This is a genomic window from Natronorubrum tibetense GA33, assembly GCF_000383975.1.
Classification (GTDB): Archaea; Halobacteriota; Halobacteria; order Halobacteriales; family Natrialbaceae; genus Natronorubrum; species Natronorubrum tibetense.
In genome coordinates, this window is sequence record NZ_KB913017.1 from 2268979 (window position 1) to 2287883 (window position 18905).

Genomic DNA, 18905 nt, shown 5'->3' on the forward strand with positions numbered 1-18905 from the left:
ATGGCGACGTCACCACGCACCAACCTGCTCCGACGGACGCTCGAGGACGATGCCGTCGCGCTCGGCATCCTCGAGAACACCTACAGTCCCATCCTCGTCGAGTTCTACGGCGAACTCGGCCTCGACTTCGTCTGGATCGACCTCGAGCACGCCGGTCCGAGTCCGTTCGACGGCGAGCGACTGGACGACCTGCTCCGCGCGGCGAACGTGACGGGGACGGAACTGCTCGTTCGGCTGCCCGAACCCGATCCGGGTATGGTTCGGAAGACGCTGGACGCCGGCGTCCGGACCCTGTTCGTCTCGCGGATCGAGACGGCCGAGGAGGTCCGGCGGGCCGTGGAAGCGTCTCGGTTCGAGTACGATGGCGACCCCGGTAAGCGAGGGTTTGCGAGCCCCCGCGCGAGTCGGTGGGGGACGACCGACGACTACGCCGGCACCGAGGACGACGAGGTCGTCGTCGGCGTGACGATCGAGAACCCGACCGCAGTGGCGAACATCGAGGATATTCTGGCGGTTCCGGAACTCGGGTTCGTCTTCGCCGGCCCGCTCGATCTCGCGGTGTCGCTGGGTCATCCCGGGGAGCCGACCCACGAGGCGGTCGAGGAACAGATCGAGGAGATTCGGGGCGTGGTGCGTTCGTGGTTCGCCGAGTACGAGGGACTCGAGTAACGTGCGTTCGGCGCTCGTATCACGTGAGCGGCTCATTCGCGTAACGTGAGCGGCTCGCTCGAGGAGCGACGGATGCGCAGATCGGGGCTGTAATCGCTGGCGGACAGGGGATCTAATCGCTGGCGGACAGGGGATCTAATCGCTGGCGAGTCGGCCCGCCGAAGAACGTCAGTGCGATTGGCTCGAACTCAGCGGTCGTCGGCCGTCTGGCGCGCCGGCGGTGTCTTCGACATCACTTGCCCCCACTTGTCGCGGTTGTCCGCCACCTGTCGGTAGCCCCACTCGCGAATCTGCCCGTAGTCCTCGAAGTTTCGGAGGAACTCGATCGTGTTTCCGACGGGACCGTTCTCGTCGTACCGGCGCAACGCCTCCTCGATCGACGCGCCACAGGAGTAGCGGGCGCCTTCGGTCAGGAAGTGCGAACATTCCTCGTAGTGTTCTGGCAGTCGCTCCTGCAGGTCGGGGTGGTCCGGCAGGTCGCTGAAGCCGACGATCCGGATTGCCGTGCGGTCGTCGAAGTAGTCGGCCCACCACGTACAGAAGCCGCAGTCGTCGTCGTAGACGAGGGTCGGCTCGATCATACGTCGACATACGTCCTCGAGACAGTAACGTTTGGCCCGGTTTCGCTCGCACCGAGAGCGAAGCGATCGGGTGGCGCGATTACTGGACGGGTAAATTCTTGGGCCGGGAGGTTGACTCGAGGCCGCTATATCGGTATCGAGCCGTCGCGGTGACTCGACGGGCGTGACCGGCCGCGCGGCGCGTCGGTCGTCGATTACTCCTCTTCGGGTGCATCGACGAGCACGCCGGGGTTCATTACGCCCGCGGGGTCGAGGACGCCCTTTACGGCGCGCAGCGACTCGCCGTAGTTCTCGGGGATCTGTTCTGCGTACCACTCCCTGTGATTTCGTCCGACTGCGTGATGGTGCGTCGGGGTCAGGTCGTACTCCATGACGGTGTCGAGACCGGCGCGTTTGATTCGCCGCCACTGTTCGATCCGGCGATCGGGGTCGGCGTCGCCGGGGGCCTGGAACGTGTAGTAGACGGCCGGCCCGTCCGGATAGACGTGTGAGAATCGGGTCGAGACGTGTCCCATCCCGCACTCGGGCTCGAGTACCTCGTCGAACGCGGCGAGCATCGCCTCGTGGAACGCGGGGAACCGATCCCAGGTCACCGCGGTTTCGACGGTGCCGCGGACGACGCAGAGCGGGATCGCTGCGTTGCCCGCACCACCCATCTGGAAGGCTCGCCCCCACCGGACCACGTCGCTGTCGGGCGAGCGGCTGCAACCGTAGCCCTCCCCGTGGTGATCCGGGCCGTCCGGACAGTCACCGCCCGCTTCCTCGCAGATCTCGAGGGCGCGCTCGATCGCCCCCTCCGTCGGCCCGTCGGTGGACTCGAACCCGAGGACGACCATGTCGCGATCGACGTCCTCGAGGCCGTACATCGTCGTCTCCACGCGATCGTGGAGACGACAGTTCGCGGGGTAGAGCTTCGCCTGGACGATTCTCCGGATCGCTGCCGCGGCCTTGAGGACACCGTCGAAATAGACCGCGGCCTCCGAACGGTATCGCGGTCGCGGTTCGACCTGCATCCACGCTCGCGTGATCACGCCGAGGCTCCCCTCGGAACCACAGACGAGTCGGTTCGCGTCCGGTCCGGCGCCGTGGGCCGGGAGCCGCTGGGTTTCGAACGCGCCCGCCGGACAGATCATCCGAACGCTCTCGACGAGTTCGTCGATATGGGTGTACCTGGTCGCGTAGTGGCCGCCGGATCGCGTCGCGATCCAGCCGCCGAGTCCCGACAGCTCGTAGGATTGGGGATAGTGCCGGAGGTGGAGCCCGTGCGCCTCGAGCTGGTCGTTGATATCCGGCCCCATAGTCCCGCCTTCGATCAGCGCGGTTCTGGATTGCTCGTCGACCTCGAGAACGTCGTTCAGGTTGCGGAGGTCGAGTGCGACCGTCCCCGCGTAGTCGGCGCGGTTCTCACCTGCAGGTGGACTCGTGCCACCGGCAACGCCCGTCCCGCCGGTCACCGGCGTCACCGCGACTCGCCGGTCGGTGGCCCACTCGAGGACGTCCTCGACGTCCGTCTCGGTCCGCGGCTGGGCGACGACGTCCGGCGCGGGCGAGAAGTCGCCGTGAAACGCCCGGATGTTCTCCGGCGGGGCCATGCCGTACGTTCGTCTCGCTCTGACGGCCCGGTTAGACGTACAGAACGAATCGAGGTGGTCAGGGGCCTCGATCTCCGGCTCGGGGATCGTCGCCTCGGCTATCGGCGTCGGCTCGAGAACGGGCCGCTCCGGAAAGTCGAGGACGGACTCGAGGAACGCCTTCCGATCCCGAAGACCGTCCTCGTCGATCAGTTCGTTCTCGAACCCCCATCCCCAGCGGCCTCGCGGCGTCGAACTCACGGGTGGCCCCCGCTTGAGGGATCGGTGGCGCGTCCGTTCGTGTACTGTGACATTGTATCACACGACATGGGCGTACGTCCACGTAAGCTGACATAACTATTGTGCCGCGTTGGCGGGCCGTTCTCGGCGGTGGGAGGTCTCACCGGGCGTCACACCGCCCCCTCGAGACCGCAGCCGTTCGTATCGGGCTCGACGGCACCGTCGAGCCGCCAGAACATTATTGGTGTCCGTGACTAATCGAGACCCATGAGTAGCGCGGCGCGGCCGCTTTCGGAACCACAGGTGCTGGCCCACACCAAGCGGCGGCTCTTTCCGGCCGAGGGGGAGGAGGACGGACCGTCCTACGTGGTTGCCGACACCCAGTTCTCGAAAGACGAGTGGCTCCCCGGCCAACCCGTTACGCCGGCTGTTCGGGAGTGCCTCGCGCCGTTCAACCACGTCCGGATCGGCGGCGGCTATCCGGATCTCGTGGGGGTGCGCAGCCTCGAGTCGGACCTCCTCGCCGTCGAACGGGTGGGCGACGAGCCGCCGCTGATCGCCATCGAGGCGAAGGGGGAGACGAGCGACGGCGTGAATACCCAGCTCGGGATCGTCCAGGCCTACGACCGGCTCCACGAGGCCAACGCGGCGTACCTCGCCGCGCCTGCGGCTGCCATCACGGAGACCGATCGGACGCTCGCGCGGGAGCTGAACGTCGGCGTGCTGGGCGTCGATGCGACGGGGAGCGTGGACGCCCTCGAGGTCCCGCGGGTCGTCGGCAATCGGACCTCGAGCGAGGCGACGGCGCTACGGTTTCAGGCCGGCGCACAGGGCGTCGCGGACAAATCGTTCGGGCTGAATCACCCGAAGAACTACCTCGGCTATCCGCTGGCACAGTACGCGGAGGGCGACACCGACGCGTTGCTCTCGGAGTACAAGGTCGTCAGCGCCGTCGAGAGCGCCAGACAGGGAGCCGCGTTTCTGGGACTGATCGAGGACGGCCCGCGCGGAATCCAACTCACGTCGCTGGGCCAGGAGGTCGTCCGATTCGCGAACGCCCGCTGTGGCTCCGTCGAGGGCGCACTCGAGGAGTTCGAGGACTGGTACCGATCGCGAACACGGTTCGTCGATCTCGCACCCGAGTGGGGCCAGCTGGCCCGTCGAGTGGTGTTCGAGTACCCCGCGACGGAGCTACTCGTCACCGAGTTGCAGGCCATGCACGACGACTGGCAGCCGGAGCCGTCGCTCGTGGATCTCGTCGAGCACCTGCACACGGTTCATCCGACCTTTACCGTGGAGCTGTTCGTTCGCGGTGACGACGACGTTCGACGGCGTGTGTTGACCGAAGATGGGGCGCTGCGACGCGAGGCGCTCACGGACGGACACGTCTACCACTCGCCCACCGTGTTTCAGCTGAAGGCGATGCTCTACCACGCCGGGATTCTGACCGAGCGCGGACGGGAGCCGAATCGACTCGAGCCGCTCGAGGATGTCTGGGCGCTTCGAGAGCCGGTCTGATTGACCCACCCGGCGATACGGTCCCGCACCAACCCTTTTCTACGCTGTTGGAACACGAGCCGCCATGAGCTACGGTCTGGATCCCACGGAGGAGTACGGCGGATCGACCACGGTTCGGCTCCTCGAGAACGGATCCACACGGAAGACCTCAGCTAGATGACTGTGCGATCGAACGTCGAGTTAGCGTCTTCGGTCCATAGACGACTACCACCACGATTGCGACGAGGAGCGCTAGCGCTGCTGGAAGGAGTTCTCCGATGGCCCCGTGGGGAACGAGTTCGCCGCTGAAGTTTCCCGAGAAGTGAAACAGTACCGCCCCGAGGATACTGCGTCCCGTGTTGTTGTAGATCCAGGTGTAGAGGATCGAGATGATCACTGCTCCAACCATGAATTCCAGGAACGGGAGCGATAGCACGCCGAGTCCGGCCTGGTAGGTTCCCTGCATGAAAAACAGGGGCACGTGCCAGACAGCCCAGACGAATCCGAGAATCAGGCTCGCGCCCAACGCGTTCCAGCGTGCTTGCAGCCCATCAAGTGCGTATCCGCGCCAGCCCAGTTCTTCTGGTAGCGGGCCGAAAAACACCATGAAAACCACGTACGGGATGATTGATACCGGATCGACGGCAAACTCGGCCGCTCGCTCGAACGCTGGTACCGTGTCGCCAGCGAGAACGCCCAACAGCAGCGCGAGGCCGTTCAGGACCGGAACTAACAGGAAGATCACGGCGTACCAGCGCAGTCCGATCCGCCGGACGTCGACGAGCCGTCGCCAATAGTCTCTCCGATGCTTCTTCTCGGCAGCCCGAAAGAGCAAGCAGATGGCTGCACCCGGAACGCCGAGCCCGCCGGCGGCGAACAGGAGCACGCCGGGCATCGCGAACGGTTCGTACTCGAGGACGATCAGCGGTATCCAGAAGAGGTACGAGACGCCGAACGCGATGGCGAAGAACTGCCACGGGTTCGAGTACTCGAGGAACTCGGAGTCGATCTCCTCGGGTGCTGCGATGGATGCAGCCGCTGTCTCCGGTGTCGTTTCGTTACTGGCGGTGTCGTCGGTCACGTCGTGTCACCCTCGTCCGTTCGAGGAGCGAGGACCGTCAGCAATAATAACACGGCGACCGCCGACAGCGCCAGTCCAATCCACTCGGCGATCACCGGCAGAAAGAACGCGACGGTCTCCCGTCCGAGGGTCCACCAGAGTCCGAGCGTCGCGACTGCGAGCCCGCCGAGGACTGCACGAGCGGTGCGGTTGCGTTCGGACAGCGGAGCGAACGTTCGCGTCCCCGTGACGGCACCGTACCCGAGTCGGAGGGCAAGCCCGGCCGCGACGCCGACGAGAATCCAGACCGGCAGGCGGATCCATCGCCTCGCGGTCGTCAGTGAGACTGCAGGGAGGTCGCTCCGATCGGCCCACGCCTCGACGACGTCGGCGATGAGCTGTAAACTCCGCTCGCTGTTCGTCAGAACCACAATCCCGTCACCGGTTTGCGGGACAGCGTGAAACCAGTTCCACGAACCGGCTCCCTGGCCGCCGTTCATCACTGCTTGTTCCCCGTTGGAGAGCGTTTCGACGAACAAACCGAGTCCCACGCCGTCGGTGGCCAGATCGTAGAAGCCCGTCGGTTCCACCGTCGAGGTGTACACTTCCCCGACGCGCTCGGGGGCGAGTACGCCCCGCCCAACCGGTGCCCCGCTCGTCTCTGTACCGGCGGCGACGAAGCGGGCGACATCTTCGGCGGTTGCGTACAGTTCGCCGTGGGCGCCAGCCGGCCCGTGTGACGCCGGGACCGGCGTTCCGTCCACGAAGTGTTCCGTCGCCAGCTCCGAACGGAGCTGTTCGGTCGCGGCGAAGGTAGCCCCGTCCATCCCCAGCGGATCCAGAACCGTCTCGTCCACGTACGCCCCGAAGTCACGGCCCGTAACGTCCTCGATCAGGAGTTCCAGCAGCGCGTAGCCGGGATTCGAGTACCGGAACTCACCGGGTTCACCCGTCGGCCGAGCGGCCGGGCCGTCCGCGTTCCCGGAAAGCGCTTCCCGGAGCGGCGGCGGCTCTTCGTCCAGCGGGACGCTTTCGTATCCGCCCGCCGGTAACCCGGCACTGTGGCTGAGCACTCGCCGAACGGTCACCGCATCCCACGAATACTCCGCGCTCGGTAGCTCCCAACTCGTGATGTGATGGCCGACCGGATCGTCGAGTTCGATCTTGTCTTCTTCAACGAGCTTCAACACCCCCCATGCAGTGATCGACTTCGTGATCGATTGTACCTGAAACGGGATATCTACGGTCATCTGGCGTTTCTCCGCGGGATCAGCGCTGCCGTAGGCACCGCTCCAGGTCACCTCGCCGTCCTCGATTAGGGCGATCGACGCTCCCGGAACGTCGTATCGACCGAGCAGGTCCGGAACGCGCCCGTCGAGGTGTTCCGGGAGCGATTCGTCGGATGCGCCAGCGGTTGTGGCGGAGCCAAATTGGCCGAGGAGGCCCCCGCCAACGAGAGATGCTGCGAGTAACCGACGGCGAGTAGCAGTGACCTCCTCCGCGCGATCCGACTCCATACTGCTACTTCTGCGGATCGAGTAAAAAGCACCACTGCGATTTCTATCCCAAGAGAATTGGTAACAAGTAACTAACTGGCCGCACTGAGGTCTACCCTCAGATCGGGGACCGTTGGGGTTGCGTGCGGACCCACTCGGTCACCGCTCGGCTGCCGGCTCGAATCCATGCAGCCCCCGATGCGCGGCGAGGAATGTTGCATGCGGACGCCGTTCGTCCGTCGTTGGAAGCGTGAGTTCCTCGCCCTCGAGTCGCGAAAACTCCTCGTACCCCTCGAGATCCGGTCGGTCCGCTACGAGAATCCGATAGTCGTCCGACACGGCGAGCCAGCCGGCGTCGAACGCCCAGTGGTGCAGTCGACAGAGTGCGAGCCCGTTCTGAACGATATCGCGACCGTCGTCCCGTTTCGGATAGATGTGTGCCGCTTCGATGTCCACGGTTCCGGCGGGGGACTCTCGAGACGTCCCACAGATCGCACAACGGGCGTTGTAGGCTGATTTGACTCGGCTCGCGAACGCACCCGAACGAACCCGTCGTTGGGTCTCGGTGAACTCGGTTTCGTCGTCGGTCAGCGCCGGCTCCGACTCTTCGCCGTCCGCTGTCTCTATACTCGCGGCACCGCCGTCGGTGACCGACGCCGCAATCGTCTCGAACTCCGCCGGATGGTCGAGTTCCAGCCGCTCCATCGTGAACTGATAGACCATTCGATTGTGGTCGTCGTCGAACACGTAACGGGCGTCGACGACAGCGACCAGTCCCTCGTACCGAAGCTCGCTGCTATCCGCCGGCTGGTAGAAGAAATACACCGGGACGGTCGATCCCTCGGCCTGCTCGAGCAGCGCCGTGTTCGCCCCGGTCGGCGACTGATCGCCCTTCGAGGGGACGCCCTCGCCGATGTAGGTGAATCGGTCGCCCTCGAGGTCGTCGCCGTATGGGCCGTCCTCCCGAGCCTTGACGATGACGTACGACAGGGCTCCGTCGTCGTCCGTTCGCGGACTGATCCCCTTGATGTACGAGCCGAAGCTGGTGCCGAACGCCGCTTCGAGCTCCTGTTGCGTGTAGGATTTACCGCGCTCGAGAGCAGGACCGTCGGACGCGAGTCGCCGAGCCAGATCTCGGCCACTGTCCGTCAGCGAGTTCGTCCCGTCCGACCGCTCGACGTAGCCGAGACTCTGCAGCCAGCCCCGGTGCTGGGCGGGCCCCGAGGGGTCGCTCCAGCCGGTTTCGGGATGCTCGTCCGCGATAGCCGCGCCCAGTTCAGCGTCCGTTTTTGGCTCGTCGAGCAACGCCTCAAGCGCCGTTTCGAAGCCGCGGACGTTCTCGGCGAGCGCGTCGAACAGCAGCTTCGGCTCGGTGTCAGCCATCCATTCGATTCCGCGTTCGGTCAACGCCACTCGATCCTCGTCGACTGTGAGTAGCCCGATCGCCTCGAGAAAGCGGAGTCGATCGCGGATTCCGTCGTCGCTCGTCGCTCGCGTATTCGATTTCACCCACTCGAAGAGCGCGGCCTCGTCCGGGTTATCGGTGAGAACGTACGTGAAACACCGCTCGAGGACGTTCGCATAGTTCCCCGCGCCGCCGAAGAATCGAACTGCGATAGTACGTTTGTCCGTTCCCATCTCACACGGCCGTCAGTTGGAGCCGCGACATATAAACTGACTGGACTGTCTCGAGAATGGGCCAGCTAAAAGCAACTATATTCGAGACGAAACCCTCCGCTATACGACCTCTCGAGGAGTTAAGAGGACTGACAAAACCCAGCCTACGCCGACGGCCCGCTATCCGCAACGCCCGATGACCCCGCCGCACCGATCGTCACCGGCTCGAGCGAGATTTTCAACCCGCTCTCGACCTGCGCGACGACGACGGTGTGGCTCGCGTACTGAAATTCGAGGCTCGTGAATCCCGATCCCGACGTACAGAGCGTGTCGAGAACGTCGGGATCGATCGCGTTATAAAGAGGATCGAGTTCGAGGACGTCGGTGCCGGTTACCTCGCTGACGAGGTCGACGACGGCCATACTCGGCTGCTGATCGTCGTCTACTGACACCGTCGTCGAGTTGTACGCGTTCATAACTCAAGCTCTCGAGACCGGGAGTAAAGAAAATGACCCAATATTTCGACCCGGGTCGGACAGGCAAAATCACAGTTCGACCCCCTGCAATGTTGCGTGTGGTGGCGATTCCGTCGGTTTTTGTCGTTTGGCAGTACCTTCCACGTCCGATTTCGGGATCGAGCCGCCGCTACTCTCGTCGCTGCACTTCGTGGCGACCGAAGCCGTACCGGAGTCGGTTCGCCAGCCGTCGCGAGAAGCGGCCGTCGTCGGCCCGCGAGCCGAACCGTTCGGACAGCGCGGTGTAGATGAGCGGCAGCGGCACCTCCTGCTCGAGCCCCTCCTGGACGGTCCACGTCCCCGTCGAGCCGCCCTCGATGCGGTCCGCGACGTCGCCCAGATCGGAGCCCTCCTCGCGGAACGCCTCTTCGCAGAGTTCGAGCAGCCACGAGCGGATCACCGCGCCGTTGTTCCAGACCGACGCCACGTTCTCCAGGTCGAGATCGTATCTGCCCTCGTGGAGCAGTTCGAACCCCTCGCCGTAGGTCTGCATCAGCGCGTACTCGACGCCGTTGTGGATCATCTTCACGTAGTGGCCCGACCCCGCGGGCCCCATGCGCTCGTGGCCGTCGGGTCCCGTCGCGACGGCGTCGAAGACGGGGGCGAACTCGTCGTAGGCCCACTCGGGGCCGCCGACCATCAGCGAGAAGCCGAGGTGTGCGCCCGCGGGACCGCCGGAGGTTCCGCAGTCGAGGTACGCGGCTGCACAGCTTTCGGCCCGTCGAACGGAGTCCTCGAAGTAGGAGTTGCCGCCGTCGACGACGACATCGTCGGAGTCGAGATGCCCCTCGAGTTCCTCGAGCGTCGCGTCGACGGCCCCGCCGGCGGGTACCATCAGCCAGATTCGCTTCTCCTCGCCGAGTCGGTCGACGAGACCTGCCACCGAGTCGGCCGGTTCGGCGCCCGCGTCCGCGGCCGTCGCGACGGCTTCCGGCTCGAGATCGAAAGCGACGACGTCGTGGCCCGCCTCGAGGGTGCGATCGACGACGATCTGTCCCATACGTCCGAGTCCGATTACGCCCAGTTGCATAGAGTCCACTCGGCGGGGGTGTGAGGTAGTGGTTGTGATTCGTGTTACATCCGCCGAGCGCTCGATCGACACGCGCTGGTCGAACAGTGGCCACTGTACAGGATCGGATCGGCCTGAAAATCAGCGGTTCGGCGACGGGGAAGCGAGAAAATCGTTCGGTCGGATACCAGGTGGGTTAGTGAAGCGGTTCCTCGAGTCGCGCCCAGCCGATCGCGTCGAGGACGACGATGCGGTCGTCGTACTGGACGTAGACGCCGTTGTACTCGCAGCCGTTCCCGTCGTGATACGGCAGGGAGCCGCGAACGGCGTCGACGACGGACCAGGCGCCCTCGTGATCGATCGTGAGGTGTTCCCACTCTTCTTGTGCGTCGTTGCGAACCGCGCGGTCGATGGCGCGGCGCGCGCCGGGGATGTCGCCCAGCCGCTGGGAACTGATATCGACGACGGTGGCCCCGTGAGGGACCTCCTCATGGGCGACGACTCGTGCGCCGAGGTCGGCTTTCGATCGCGACGGGCAGTCGGTCCGCTGGCCCGAGTGTAGCACGTATCCGGCGACTGCAGCGGTTCCGACCGCGAGCACCGACAGCGCCAGTTCTTTGCCCCTGATCATCATGGGAGTACGTTACAGTAACCAACTAAGTATCTTTCGCAAGAATATTCCTTTCTAAGGCGTTTCCGGCCGAAAAACGATTCTGTCGCCAGTTTCCCGACGATATCCGACCAGTTCACGGACGGACGTAGACCGGCAGTGCGTATTACACGTTGAACGCCCACGAGAGCCCGCCACCGCCGCGAGCGGGTCCCGAGCCGTCAGATCAGATGGACGACGTTCGTCGAGATCACGCCCCCGACCACGAGCAACGCGATAGAGACGACCGCGGCCACACGGTACACCGGGAGCGCCTTGTTCGCTGGTTCGCGCAGTTTCTTTCCGTTGAGTCCCGCCTCGAGTCGTTTCGAACCGATCTCGACGAGCGCCGCGAGGACGGCCCAGAGGACGACCATGAGGAGGACGAGCTGGCCGTTCGTCGTCTCAAATAATCTTTCGGTGGTGTATTCCGTTCCGGCAAGATGGCCGCCCGAGAGGAGCAAGACGAGCGCGCTCACGCGCGAGATAGTCGTGAGTTTCCCCGAAATGACCTCGATTGGTTTCGTCGTATTGAACGCACCGTCTCGGGCGAGCGGGAGAACGACCAGCGCGACGAAACAGACGCTTCCGGCCCAGAGCGCGGCGAAGATGAGATGGGACGTGTGGGCGAGGAACGTATCAACCATACGGAGTTGCTGGGCAAGCGGCAGTATCAGCGTTCCGACTCGCGGCTCTCGTCGCGGCGGCGACTCCGTACGCTGTCACTCGAGCCAGTCGGGAACCCACGCGACCAGCCGACGCCGGAGCAACGCGTAGGCCAGCGAGACGGCGACGCCGCCGATGACGACCGCCCTGATCCAGCCGTCGAAGACGACCAGCGCAGGGACGGCGAGCGCGACGGCAAGGGCGGCGTCCTCGGGCGCGCCGTCGTAGCGAATCAAGCGCCGCGGCCGGATCCAACGGCTCCGGACGTGGTCGTAGACGGCCCGTTCGCTCCGGTCGTTCCACGGGTCCATCTCCGGCCCGCCGCCGAGCGCATCGCTGGCGGCGTGGAGCCAGGCGGCGACGGCGAACGCCGCGAGCGCGACCGTGGCACTCGAGGGCACGGCGACGGCGGCGACGACCGCCGGACCAGCGAGTGCGACGCCGGAAACGGGAAAGTGCAGCGTTCGCCGGTGGGCAAAGACGAGATCGAAGTCGGGTGCGAGTCCCCCGAGGATCGCTCCGATGGCCAGTGGGAGCGCGAACTCGGGAACCAGTGCGGCGACGGGTGCGACAACGGCGAGCCCGGTGAACACGTGGGTAGTCGCCATCATCGATATCGATCCTTGCGTCGGGAACGGTCAAAAGGATACGCGAACCGGTGGTTCATCCGATCTACTCGAGGTTCTCGCGCTGATAGCTGCCGTCGTAGACGTCCTCGTGGTTCGCTTCGGCGAAGACGAGCTGGGCGATCCGGGCGCCGCGTTCGATCTCGACGTCGTGGTGGACCTGCAGCAGACCCTCGCCGCGGCCTTCGTAGCCGGCGTCCCAGACGGCCGTGTTCAGCATACACGAGTTACGCATCAGCGACGAGCGGGGGTAGACGAAACCGATGTGACCTTCGGGAATCGCGATCCGCTCGCCGTAGCGGGCCACGTAGGCTCCTTTCGGCAAATAGTACGTGTCAGGATCTTTCTCCTCGAGTTCCTCGAGCGGCCGGGCGACCCGGTCGCCGACCTCTTTCCCGTCTCGGCCGATGCGCCCCGGTTCGAGCTGTTCGAAGACGACATCGAGCGTCAGGTCGACGCCGTTCGGCTGGATCTGATCGTCGGACGTCGGCGAGATGTGGTCGGCGACGAACGCACCGGAGCGGAACATGTGCTGACAACGCCACGGAACCGAGAAAAGCGTATCCGTTCGGGAGCGGGGACGGGATACACACGGCGGGCTGTGCAACCGGGCGTGGGACTGCACTCGAGTCGACTGTCGGGACTCGAGCGAATCGATCGAACACGAGTGCGAACGACTCGGGCGCGTGATATCCCAGACCCGGCGAAAATCGTCGATATTGGAACGTTGGTGTCGTCGAAGCGGAATCCCCCGGACGAACGTCCACTCGCGTGGTAACATTTACTCGAAGAGTAGCTGTTTCCTGGCCCGAAAACGGACGACGCCTCGCCAAAACACGCTGGATTTATCACGACGGAAAGCCGAGTTCTGGGTGCTATGGGACAAACTCTCACCGAGAAGATTCTCGACGACCACCTCGTCGAGGGCGAACTCGAGACCGGCGAGGAGATTGGGATCGAGATCGACCAGGTACTCACCCAAGACACGACCGGAACGATGGTCTGGCTCCAGTTCGAAGCGATGGGACTGGACGAGGTACAGACCGAGATCGCAGCCCAGTACTGCGACCACCAGACCTACCAGTTCGACTTTAAGAACACCGACGATCACCGTTTCCTCCGCTCTGCAGCCGGCACATACGGGGCTCATTTCTCTCGCCCCGGCAACGGTATCTGCCACAACGTTCACCGCGAGAACTTCGCAGCCCCCGGCAAGACGCTGCTCGGCTCCGACAGCCACACGCCGACCCCCGGCGGCATCGGCGAACTCGCAATCGGCTCCGGTGGCATCGACGTCACCGTCGCCATGGGCGGCGCACCGTACTACATCGAGATGCCCGAGATCGTCAGCGTCCGTCTCGAGGGCGAACTCCCCGAGTGGGCCACCGCGAAAGACGTCATCTTGGAGATGCTCCGCCGACTGAGCGTCAAGGGCGGCGTCGGCAAGATCCTCGAGTACACCGGTCCCGGCGTCGAGTCGCTCACCGCCCCCGAGCGGATGACGATCACCAACATGGGAACGGAACTCGGCGCGACGACGTCGATCTTCCCGACCGACGAGCAGACGAAAGATTACCTCGAGCGCGTCAACCGCGGCGACGAGTACGTCGAACTCCAGCCCGACGACGACGCCGAGTACGACGACGAGATCGTCGTCGACCTTTCCGACCTCGAGCCGCTGATCGCACAGCCCTCGATGCCCGACAAGGTCGTCCCCGTCAGCGAAGTCGAGGGCGAATCCGTCGAGCAGGTCATCGTCGGCTCCTGTACGAACGGCGGCTACGAGGACATCCTCCCCGTCGCCAAGATGCACGAGGGTCGTGAGACCTCGATGGAGACCGAGACGATCGTCGCGCCCGGCTCCAAGCAGGCCTCCGAGATGCTCGCCCGCGAGGGCTGGGTCGCGGAGATGATGGCCGCCGGCGTCAACTTCTCCGAGGCCACCTGTGGAGCGTGTATCGGCATCGGTCACGTTCCAGCCTCGGACTCCGTTTCGCTGCGAACCTTCAACCGTAACTTCGAGGGTCGCTCCGGGATCGAAGACGACAACGTCTACCTCTGTTCGCCGGAGGTCGCGGCCGCGGCCGCGCTCAAGGGCGAAATCATCGACCCACGGAACCTCGCCGACGAACTCGGCGACCTCGAGGCCCCCGGCGTCGAGCTTCCCGACGAGTACGACGGCTCCAAGACGGACCTCATCGCCCCCGACGAGGCCGTCGACGACGAACTCATCAAGGGTCCGAACATCGGCGACGTGCCACTGAAAGACCAGCTGGACTCCGAAATCGAGGGTGAAGCACTGCTCAAGATGGCGGACAACATCACGACCGACCACATCATCCCCGCCACGCAGGACATCCTGATGTACCGGTCGAACGTCCCCAAACTGAGCGAGTTTACGCTCTCGCGTGTCGACGATACGTTCGCACAGCGCGCGCTGGACGCCGACGGCGGCTTCCTCGTCGCCGGCGAGAACTACGGCCAGGGCTCCTCGCGAGAACACGCCGCCCTCTGTCCGATGTATCTGGGTATCGAGGGCGTCCTCGCACAGAGCTTCGCCCGGATCCACCGCGCGAACCTCTTCAACTTCGGGATCATCCCGCTGACGATCGACGAGGACACCTACGAGAACATCGATCAGGGCGACGAAATCGAGATCGTCGACGATGTCTACGAGGCCGTCACCAGTGGACAAGAAGAGTTCACGGTCCGCGTCGGCGACGACGAGTACACCGCAACGCTCGACGCCTCCGAACGCGAGCGCGCAATCCTCGCTGCCGGTGGCAAACTCGCCTGGACGAAAGAGCAGGCCGAAGGCGGCAGCGGCGCGGCACCCGCTGACGACTGATCGAGACCCGACGCTTCGGTACGCCGGTTTTCGTTTTTTCGCCGTGTTGAAGCCGTCGTTGCAACTGCATCCGAGACGAGCAATTGCACGGTCCGTGCGTTTCTCGGGTACGGGTTTCCTGCGGCAAGTGACACGAGTATATTACCCATGGCATTCCTACAGTTCTGATATGGAAGATACGTCACGTGACTTCCTCGTCGAATTGCTCGAGACGCCCTCGCCGTCGGGCTACGAAACTCGCGGCCAGCGCATCTGGCTGGACTACGTCGAACAGTTTGCTGACGACGTACGAACGGATGCCTACGGGAACGCCATCGCCGTCCACAAGGGCGATCCCGACGCTCCTGAGGTAGTCCTCACCGGCCACGCCGACGAGATCGGATTTATCGTCAAGGCGATCGACGACGACGGCTTCGTCAGACCGGGCCGCATCGGCGGCAGCGACCCGTCGGTCTCGCAGGGCCAGCACGTGACGATCCACGCCGCGGACGGCCCCGTCGAGGGCGTGATCGGACAGAATGCGATCCACCTCCGGGAGGAGAACGGCGACGAGCCCGAGATCTCGGATCTCTGGATCGATATCGGGGCCGAAGACGAGGAGGCGGCAAGCGAGCGCCTCGAGATCGGCGATCCGATCACGTTCTCGTCGACGGTTTCCTGGCTCTCGGAGACGCGCCTCGCCGCCCGCGGGCTCGACAACCGCGTCGGGACGTGGGCGGCCGCCGAAGGATTTCGGACGGCCGTCGAAGCGGGTACCGAGGCGACGGTTTACGCCGTCTCGACCGTCCAGGAGGAAGTCGGCGTCAAGGGAGCACAGATGGTCGGCTTCGACTTGGAGCCCGACGCCGTCGTCGTGGTCGACGTCGGTCACGCGGTCGACTACCCCTCGGCACCGAGCGAGAAGACGAGTCAGATGGAACTCGGCGCGGGGCCGGCGCTGGGCCGCGGGAGTACGAACCACCCAGTGCTCTTCGAGGCGCTGCGGTCGGTCGCCGAAGACCGCGAAATTGACGTGCAGGTCGAAGCGCTCGGGCTCGGAACGGGCACCGACGCCGACGGCTTCTTTACCGCGGCCGGCGGGATTCCCTCGCAAGTCGTCAGCGTTCCCAACCGGTACATGCACACCCCCGTCGAGGTGATCGATACCGACGACCTCGAGGAGATCGCGACATTGCTCGGCGCGTTCGCGAGCGATGCCGAGGAGTTCGCCCCGTTCGCCGTCGATATCTGACCGGCTTCGGTTCGTCCCTCGATAGGAGATGGCGAGCGTCGCGAACGCGCGCTGCGAGATCGGCGCTCTCGAACCGGCCTCGTCGGCGAACCGGTACCGACATCCGATCGGAGCCGATAGCTCGAGCGAATGCCGACCCCTGGACACGAAAACGAGGGCTACCGACGACTGTTCGATCGCGACGGCCTGACCTTCGGCGCGGGCTTTCCGCTCACGGGGGCGAACCGCTCGACGCCGAACGTCGCCGAGGAGATTCGGCTCGCGAAACACGCCGAGGCAGTCGGTTTCGACGGCCTCTGGGCGCGGGATGTCCCGACCTACTGGCCGAAGTTCGGCGATGCGGGCCAGACGTTCGACACCTGGCCGTGGCTTTCCCACGTCGCGGCACACACCGATGATATCGCACTCGGCACCTCGAGTGTCGTCCTCACGCTTCGCCACCCCATCCACGTGGCGAAAGCCGCGGCTACTATCGACCGACTGTCCGATGGCCGACTCGTCCTCGGCGTCGCCTCCGGCGACCGCGATCCCGAATACTCCGCCTTCGACGTCGACCGCGAGGAGCGCGGCCGGGCGTTTCGCGAGCGGTACGAGGCGATCCGAACCGTCTGGCGCGAGGAGTTCCCGACTATCGAGGGCGAGTGGGGGCGACTTGAGGGTGATCTCGATGTTGTCCCGAAGCCTACGACGGAGACGATTCCGCTGTTGCCGACGGGCAACTCCCGGCAGTCTGACGAGTGGATCGCCGAGCACGGCGACGGCTGGCTGTTCTATCATCTCCCAGAACGCACTCTCGAGAGCTATCTCGCGGACTGGCGCGAGTTGGCGGGCGAGAAACCGTTCTCGATCGCCGTCCGGGTCGAACTGGCCGACGACCCGGCGGCCGAGCCCGAACCGTTACACCTGGGCTTTCACGCAGGGATCGAGTGGTTTCGGGACTACTTCCGACGGCTCGAGGACTACGGCCTCGACCACGCGATTATCGGGATCCAGAACGAGGATCGGGAGGCGGCGCTGGCGACGTTCGCCGACGAGATCATCGACGAACTGTAGCGCACTTTTTTACGCCTCGACTTCAGGAACCGTTCCAGACGCCCTCGACGCGGCCGCTGTACCCGCCACCGACCAGCTCGAGTGTCACCCCGCTCCGTGTCCCTGGCTCCCCGTCCGGCGGTTGGTTCGCCGACGTCTCCGATTCGGATTCCGATTCCGGCGGGCCAAACCGGATCTCGACCGACGCGTCGTCGGTCTCGAGTGGCTTCGCGAGCGCGACGTCGATCCGCTCCGCCGTTCGGCGTTCAATCTCGGCCTCGCGTTCGGTTCCGTCGACCGCGACCGTCGACGACGGGGACTTCGCGTCGGCGAACCGGCTCGCGGACCCCGACTCGAAGTCGGTGTAGTCGAACCGAAGCGCCTCGAGGGCGACGCCGCCGGTGTCGAGACCCGAGAGAGTCCAACGGTGTTCGACGCTGTCGGCATCGACTCGACGCAGTGCCAGCGTGGCGTCCTCGACGACGAAGCCGGGGCGCTCGAGGGTGAGTTCCGGCTCGGTTTCGCTCAGTTCGTCGCCGTCGACGGTGACCGCGATCGGTTCCGTGATCGTCCGCTCGGTCGCCCGTCTCGCGGCGTCCGGCATCAGTTCGACGACGACGTTCGCGAGTCTGGCCCCGGACTCGAGCCGGTCGCTCGAGCCGTCTCCGACGACGAGTCGGCCGTCGTCGGTCGTGGTGGCGTCCGCCGCGGTCAGTCGAAACGCGTCGGCTGCGAGCGTGACGGAGACGGGTTCGGAACGCCCGTTGACGATGTCGAACGTGACGGGCGGCCGCTGGGCGTCGCCGTCGAAGGGGTCGCCGTGGACCTCGAGACCGTCGTCGGTCAGTTCGAGGACCGCGCTCTCGCCGTCGACGGTGGACTCGTCGGAGCCGTCGCTGGACCAGTAGGAGGCCGCGAGCGTGCCCGCGGCGAGCACGCCGGCGGAGCCGCCGATGGTCGCCACTATCGTCCGCCGTGTTCGGTTCATTGTCACTCCCACGGGCCGGTATCGGTCGCTGACGGGCCACGCTGGTTCGCTGTCGGGTGAACGACGCCCCCGGTCGTCGCTGCTTCCAATTCCCCCATTCGATCATCTATCGCTATTCATCTCAGATAATTGTACCGAACTCCCTCTCACGCTGCGCTTTTCGACAGAAGATACTGGTGCTCTCGCTTCAGTAGCGTCAGTCGTCAGTTCTCGTCCTCCGCCCGGTCTCGAAGCTGTCGCTTCTGGCGGCGTTCGGTCACGTGGTCGAGTCCGTCGGCCAGTTCGTCCCTGACCTCGCTCTCGAAGTCGTCGACCTCCTCGAGGAACTCGGTCGAGAACTCCTCGACGAGTTCGAACGTCCACTGGTCGCTGATCGCGCCCGCGGGGAGGTGGTTGTCGCGAAGGTCGTCCGCCCACTCCTTGTGGCCGGCCTCGCGGAGGGCGTCTTCGGCGTCGCTCATCCGATCCATCGCGTGGCCGAGGTTGTGGTGGAACTCGAGGAGGGTGCCGTACGCCCGGTGGATATGCTCGATTCCCAGTTGCAGTTCGTGGAGGGCCTGTTCCTCGGCGTCGGTCAACTCGAGGTCGTCGGGATCGGTCGTCATAGGCG

18 protein-coding genes are annotated in these 18905 nt (G+C 65.0%); 5 read left to right on the top strand and 13 right to left on the bottom strand.

Going from position 1 to position 18905, the window contains the following annotated elements; genetic code table 11:
- Positions 1 to 669 (top strand): HpcH/HpaI aldolase family protein, encoded by a 669-nt coding sequence (locus NATTI_RS26995; protein ID WP_394296407.1) that lies wholly within the window; start codon positions 1 to 3, stop codon positions 667 to 669.
- Between the two features lie 188 nt (positions 670 to 857).
- Here NATTI_RS26995 and NATTI_RS0111915 read toward each other — a convergent pair whose 3' ends face one another.
- Both NATTI_RS0111915 and NATTI_RS0111920 read right to left on the bottom strand, forming a co-directional pair.
- A complete protein-coding gene (locus NATTI_RS0111915) occupies positions 858 to 1250 on the bottom strand; it encodes a DCC1-like thiol-disulfide oxidoreductase family protein (protein ID WP_006089669.1) in 393 nt (130 codons plus the stop codon).
- Between the two features lie 194 nt (positions 1251 to 1444).
- The gene (locus NATTI_RS0111920; RefSeq protein WP_006089670.1) at positions 1445 to 3082 is read right to left on the bottom strand and encodes an FAD-binding oxidoreductase; all 1638 of its coding nucleotides are present in this window, start codon (positions 3080 to 3082) and stop codon (positions 1445 to 1447) included.
- 246 nt (positions 3083 to 3328) lie between these two features.
- On the opposite strand from NATTI_RS0111920, the gene NATTI_RS0111925 reads away from it, so the two are divergent.
- On the top strand, positions 3329 to 4579 hold the full coding sequence (locus NATTI_RS0111925) for a hypothetical protein (RefSeq protein WP_006089671.1): 1251 nt from the start codon (positions 3329 to 3331) through the stop codon (positions 4577 to 4579).
- 148 nt (positions 4580 to 4727) lie between these two features.
- On the opposite strand, the gene NATTI_RS0111930 is transcribed toward NATTI_RS0111925, so the two are convergent.
- The 9 genes from NATTI_RS0111930 to NATTI_RS0111970 all read right to left on the bottom strand — a co-directional run bounded on the left by NATTI_RS0111930 (position 4728) and on the right by NATTI_RS0111970 (position 12725).
- Positions 4728 to 5639, bottom strand: a complete 912-nt coding sequence (locus tag NATTI_RS0111930) for a CPBP family intramembrane glutamic endopeptidase (RefSeq protein WP_006089672.1) — start codon at positions 5637 to 5639, stop codon at positions 4728 to 4730.
- On the bottom strand, positions 5636 to 7135 hold the full coding sequence (locus NATTI_RS0111935; RefSeq protein WP_006089673.1) for a serine hydrolase domain-containing protein: 1500 nt from the start codon (positions 7133 to 7135) through the stop codon (positions 5636 to 5638). The genes NATTI_RS0111930 and NATTI_RS0111935 overlap by 4 nt, the downstream gene beginning before the upstream one ends.
- Positions 7136 to 7273: 138 nt before the next feature.
- Positions 7274 to 8752 (bottom strand): HNH endonuclease, encoded by a 1479-nt coding sequence (locus NATTI_RS0111940; RefSeq protein ID WP_006089674.1) that lies wholly within the window; start codon positions 8750 to 8752, stop codon positions 7274 to 7276.
- 143 nt (positions 8753 to 8895) lie between these two features.
- Positions 8896 to 9207 carry a HalOD1 output domain-containing protein gene (locus tag NATTI_RS0111945; protein WP_019991836.1) on the bottom strand — a complete coding sequence of 104 codons (312 nt, stop codon included), beginning with the start codon at positions 9205 to 9207 and terminating at the stop codon, positions 8896 to 8898.
- 169 nt (positions 9208 to 9376) lie between these two features.
- A complete protein-coding gene (gnd, locus tag NATTI_RS0111950) occupies positions 9377 to 10276 on the bottom strand; it encodes a phosphogluconate dehydrogenase (NAD(+)-dependent, decarboxylating) (RefSeq protein WP_027119133.1) in 900 nt (299 codons plus the stop codon).
- A 175-nt stretch (positions 10277 to 10451) separates the two neighbouring features.
- Entirely contained in the window at positions 10452 to 10889 is a 438-nt protein-coding gene (locus NATTI_RS0111955; RefSeq protein ID WP_006089677.1) for a hypothetical protein, read from the bottom strand.
- Positions 10890 to 11086: 197 nt separating this feature from the next.
- The gene (locus NATTI_RS0111960) at positions 11087 to 11551 is read right to left on the bottom strand and encodes a CopD family protein (RefSeq protein ID WP_006089678.1); all 465 of its coding nucleotides are present in this window, start codon (positions 11549 to 11551) and stop codon (positions 11087 to 11089) included.
- Between the two features lie 75 nt (positions 11552 to 11626).
- Positions 11627 to 12178 carry a hypothetical protein gene (locus tag NATTI_RS0111965; RefSeq protein ID WP_006089679.1) on the bottom strand — a complete coding sequence of 184 codons (552 nt, stop codon included), beginning with the start codon at positions 12176 to 12178 and terminating at the stop codon, positions 11627 to 11629.
- 64 nt (positions 12179 to 12242) lie between these two features.
- Complete coding sequence (locus tag NATTI_RS0111970) at positions 12243 to 12725, bottom strand: deoxyuridine 5'-triphosphate nucleotidohydrolase (RefSeq protein ID WP_006089680.1); 483 nt, start codon at positions 12723 to 12725, stop codon at positions 12243 to 12245.
- Between the two features lie 348 nt (positions 12726 to 13073).
- Here NATTI_RS0111970 and NATTI_RS0111980 point away from each other — a divergent pair, with 348 nt between their 5' ends.
- From NATTI_RS0111980 to NATTI_RS0111990, 3 genes are all read left to right on the top strand, one after another.
- Positions 13074 to 15044 carry an aconitate hydratase gene (locus NATTI_RS0111980; RefSeq protein WP_006089682.1) on the top strand — a complete coding sequence of 657 codons (1971 nt, stop codon included), beginning with the start codon at positions 13074 to 13076 and terminating at the stop codon, positions 15042 to 15044.
- A gap of 169 nt (positions 15045 to 15213) precedes the next feature.
- Positions 15214 to 16275, top strand: a complete 1062-nt coding sequence (locus NATTI_RS0111985) for a zinc-binding metallopeptidase family protein (protein ID WP_006089683.1) — start codon at positions 15214 to 15216, stop codon at positions 16273 to 16275.
- 129 nt (positions 16276 to 16404) lie between these two features.
- Positions 16405 to 17328, top strand: coding sequence for an LLM class oxidoreductase (locus tag NATTI_RS0111990; RefSeq protein WP_006089684.1), 924 nt, complete (start codon positions 16405 to 16407; stop codon positions 17326 to 17328).
- Between the two features lie 22 nt (positions 17329 to 17350).
- Here NATTI_RS0111990 and NATTI_RS0111995 read toward each other — a convergent pair whose 3' ends face one another.
- A complete protein-coding gene (locus NATTI_RS0111995; RefSeq protein ID WP_019991839.1) occupies positions 17351 to 18295 on the bottom strand; it encodes a hypothetical protein in 945 nt (314 codons plus the stop codon).
- A 203-nt stretch (positions 18296 to 18498) separates the two neighbouring features.
- Positions 18499 to 18900, bottom strand: coding sequence for a hypothetical protein (locus NATTI_RS0112000; protein WP_006089687.1), 402 nt, complete (start codon positions 18898 to 18900; stop codon positions 18499 to 18501).
- Positions 18901 to 18905: the final 5 nt, after the last annotated feature.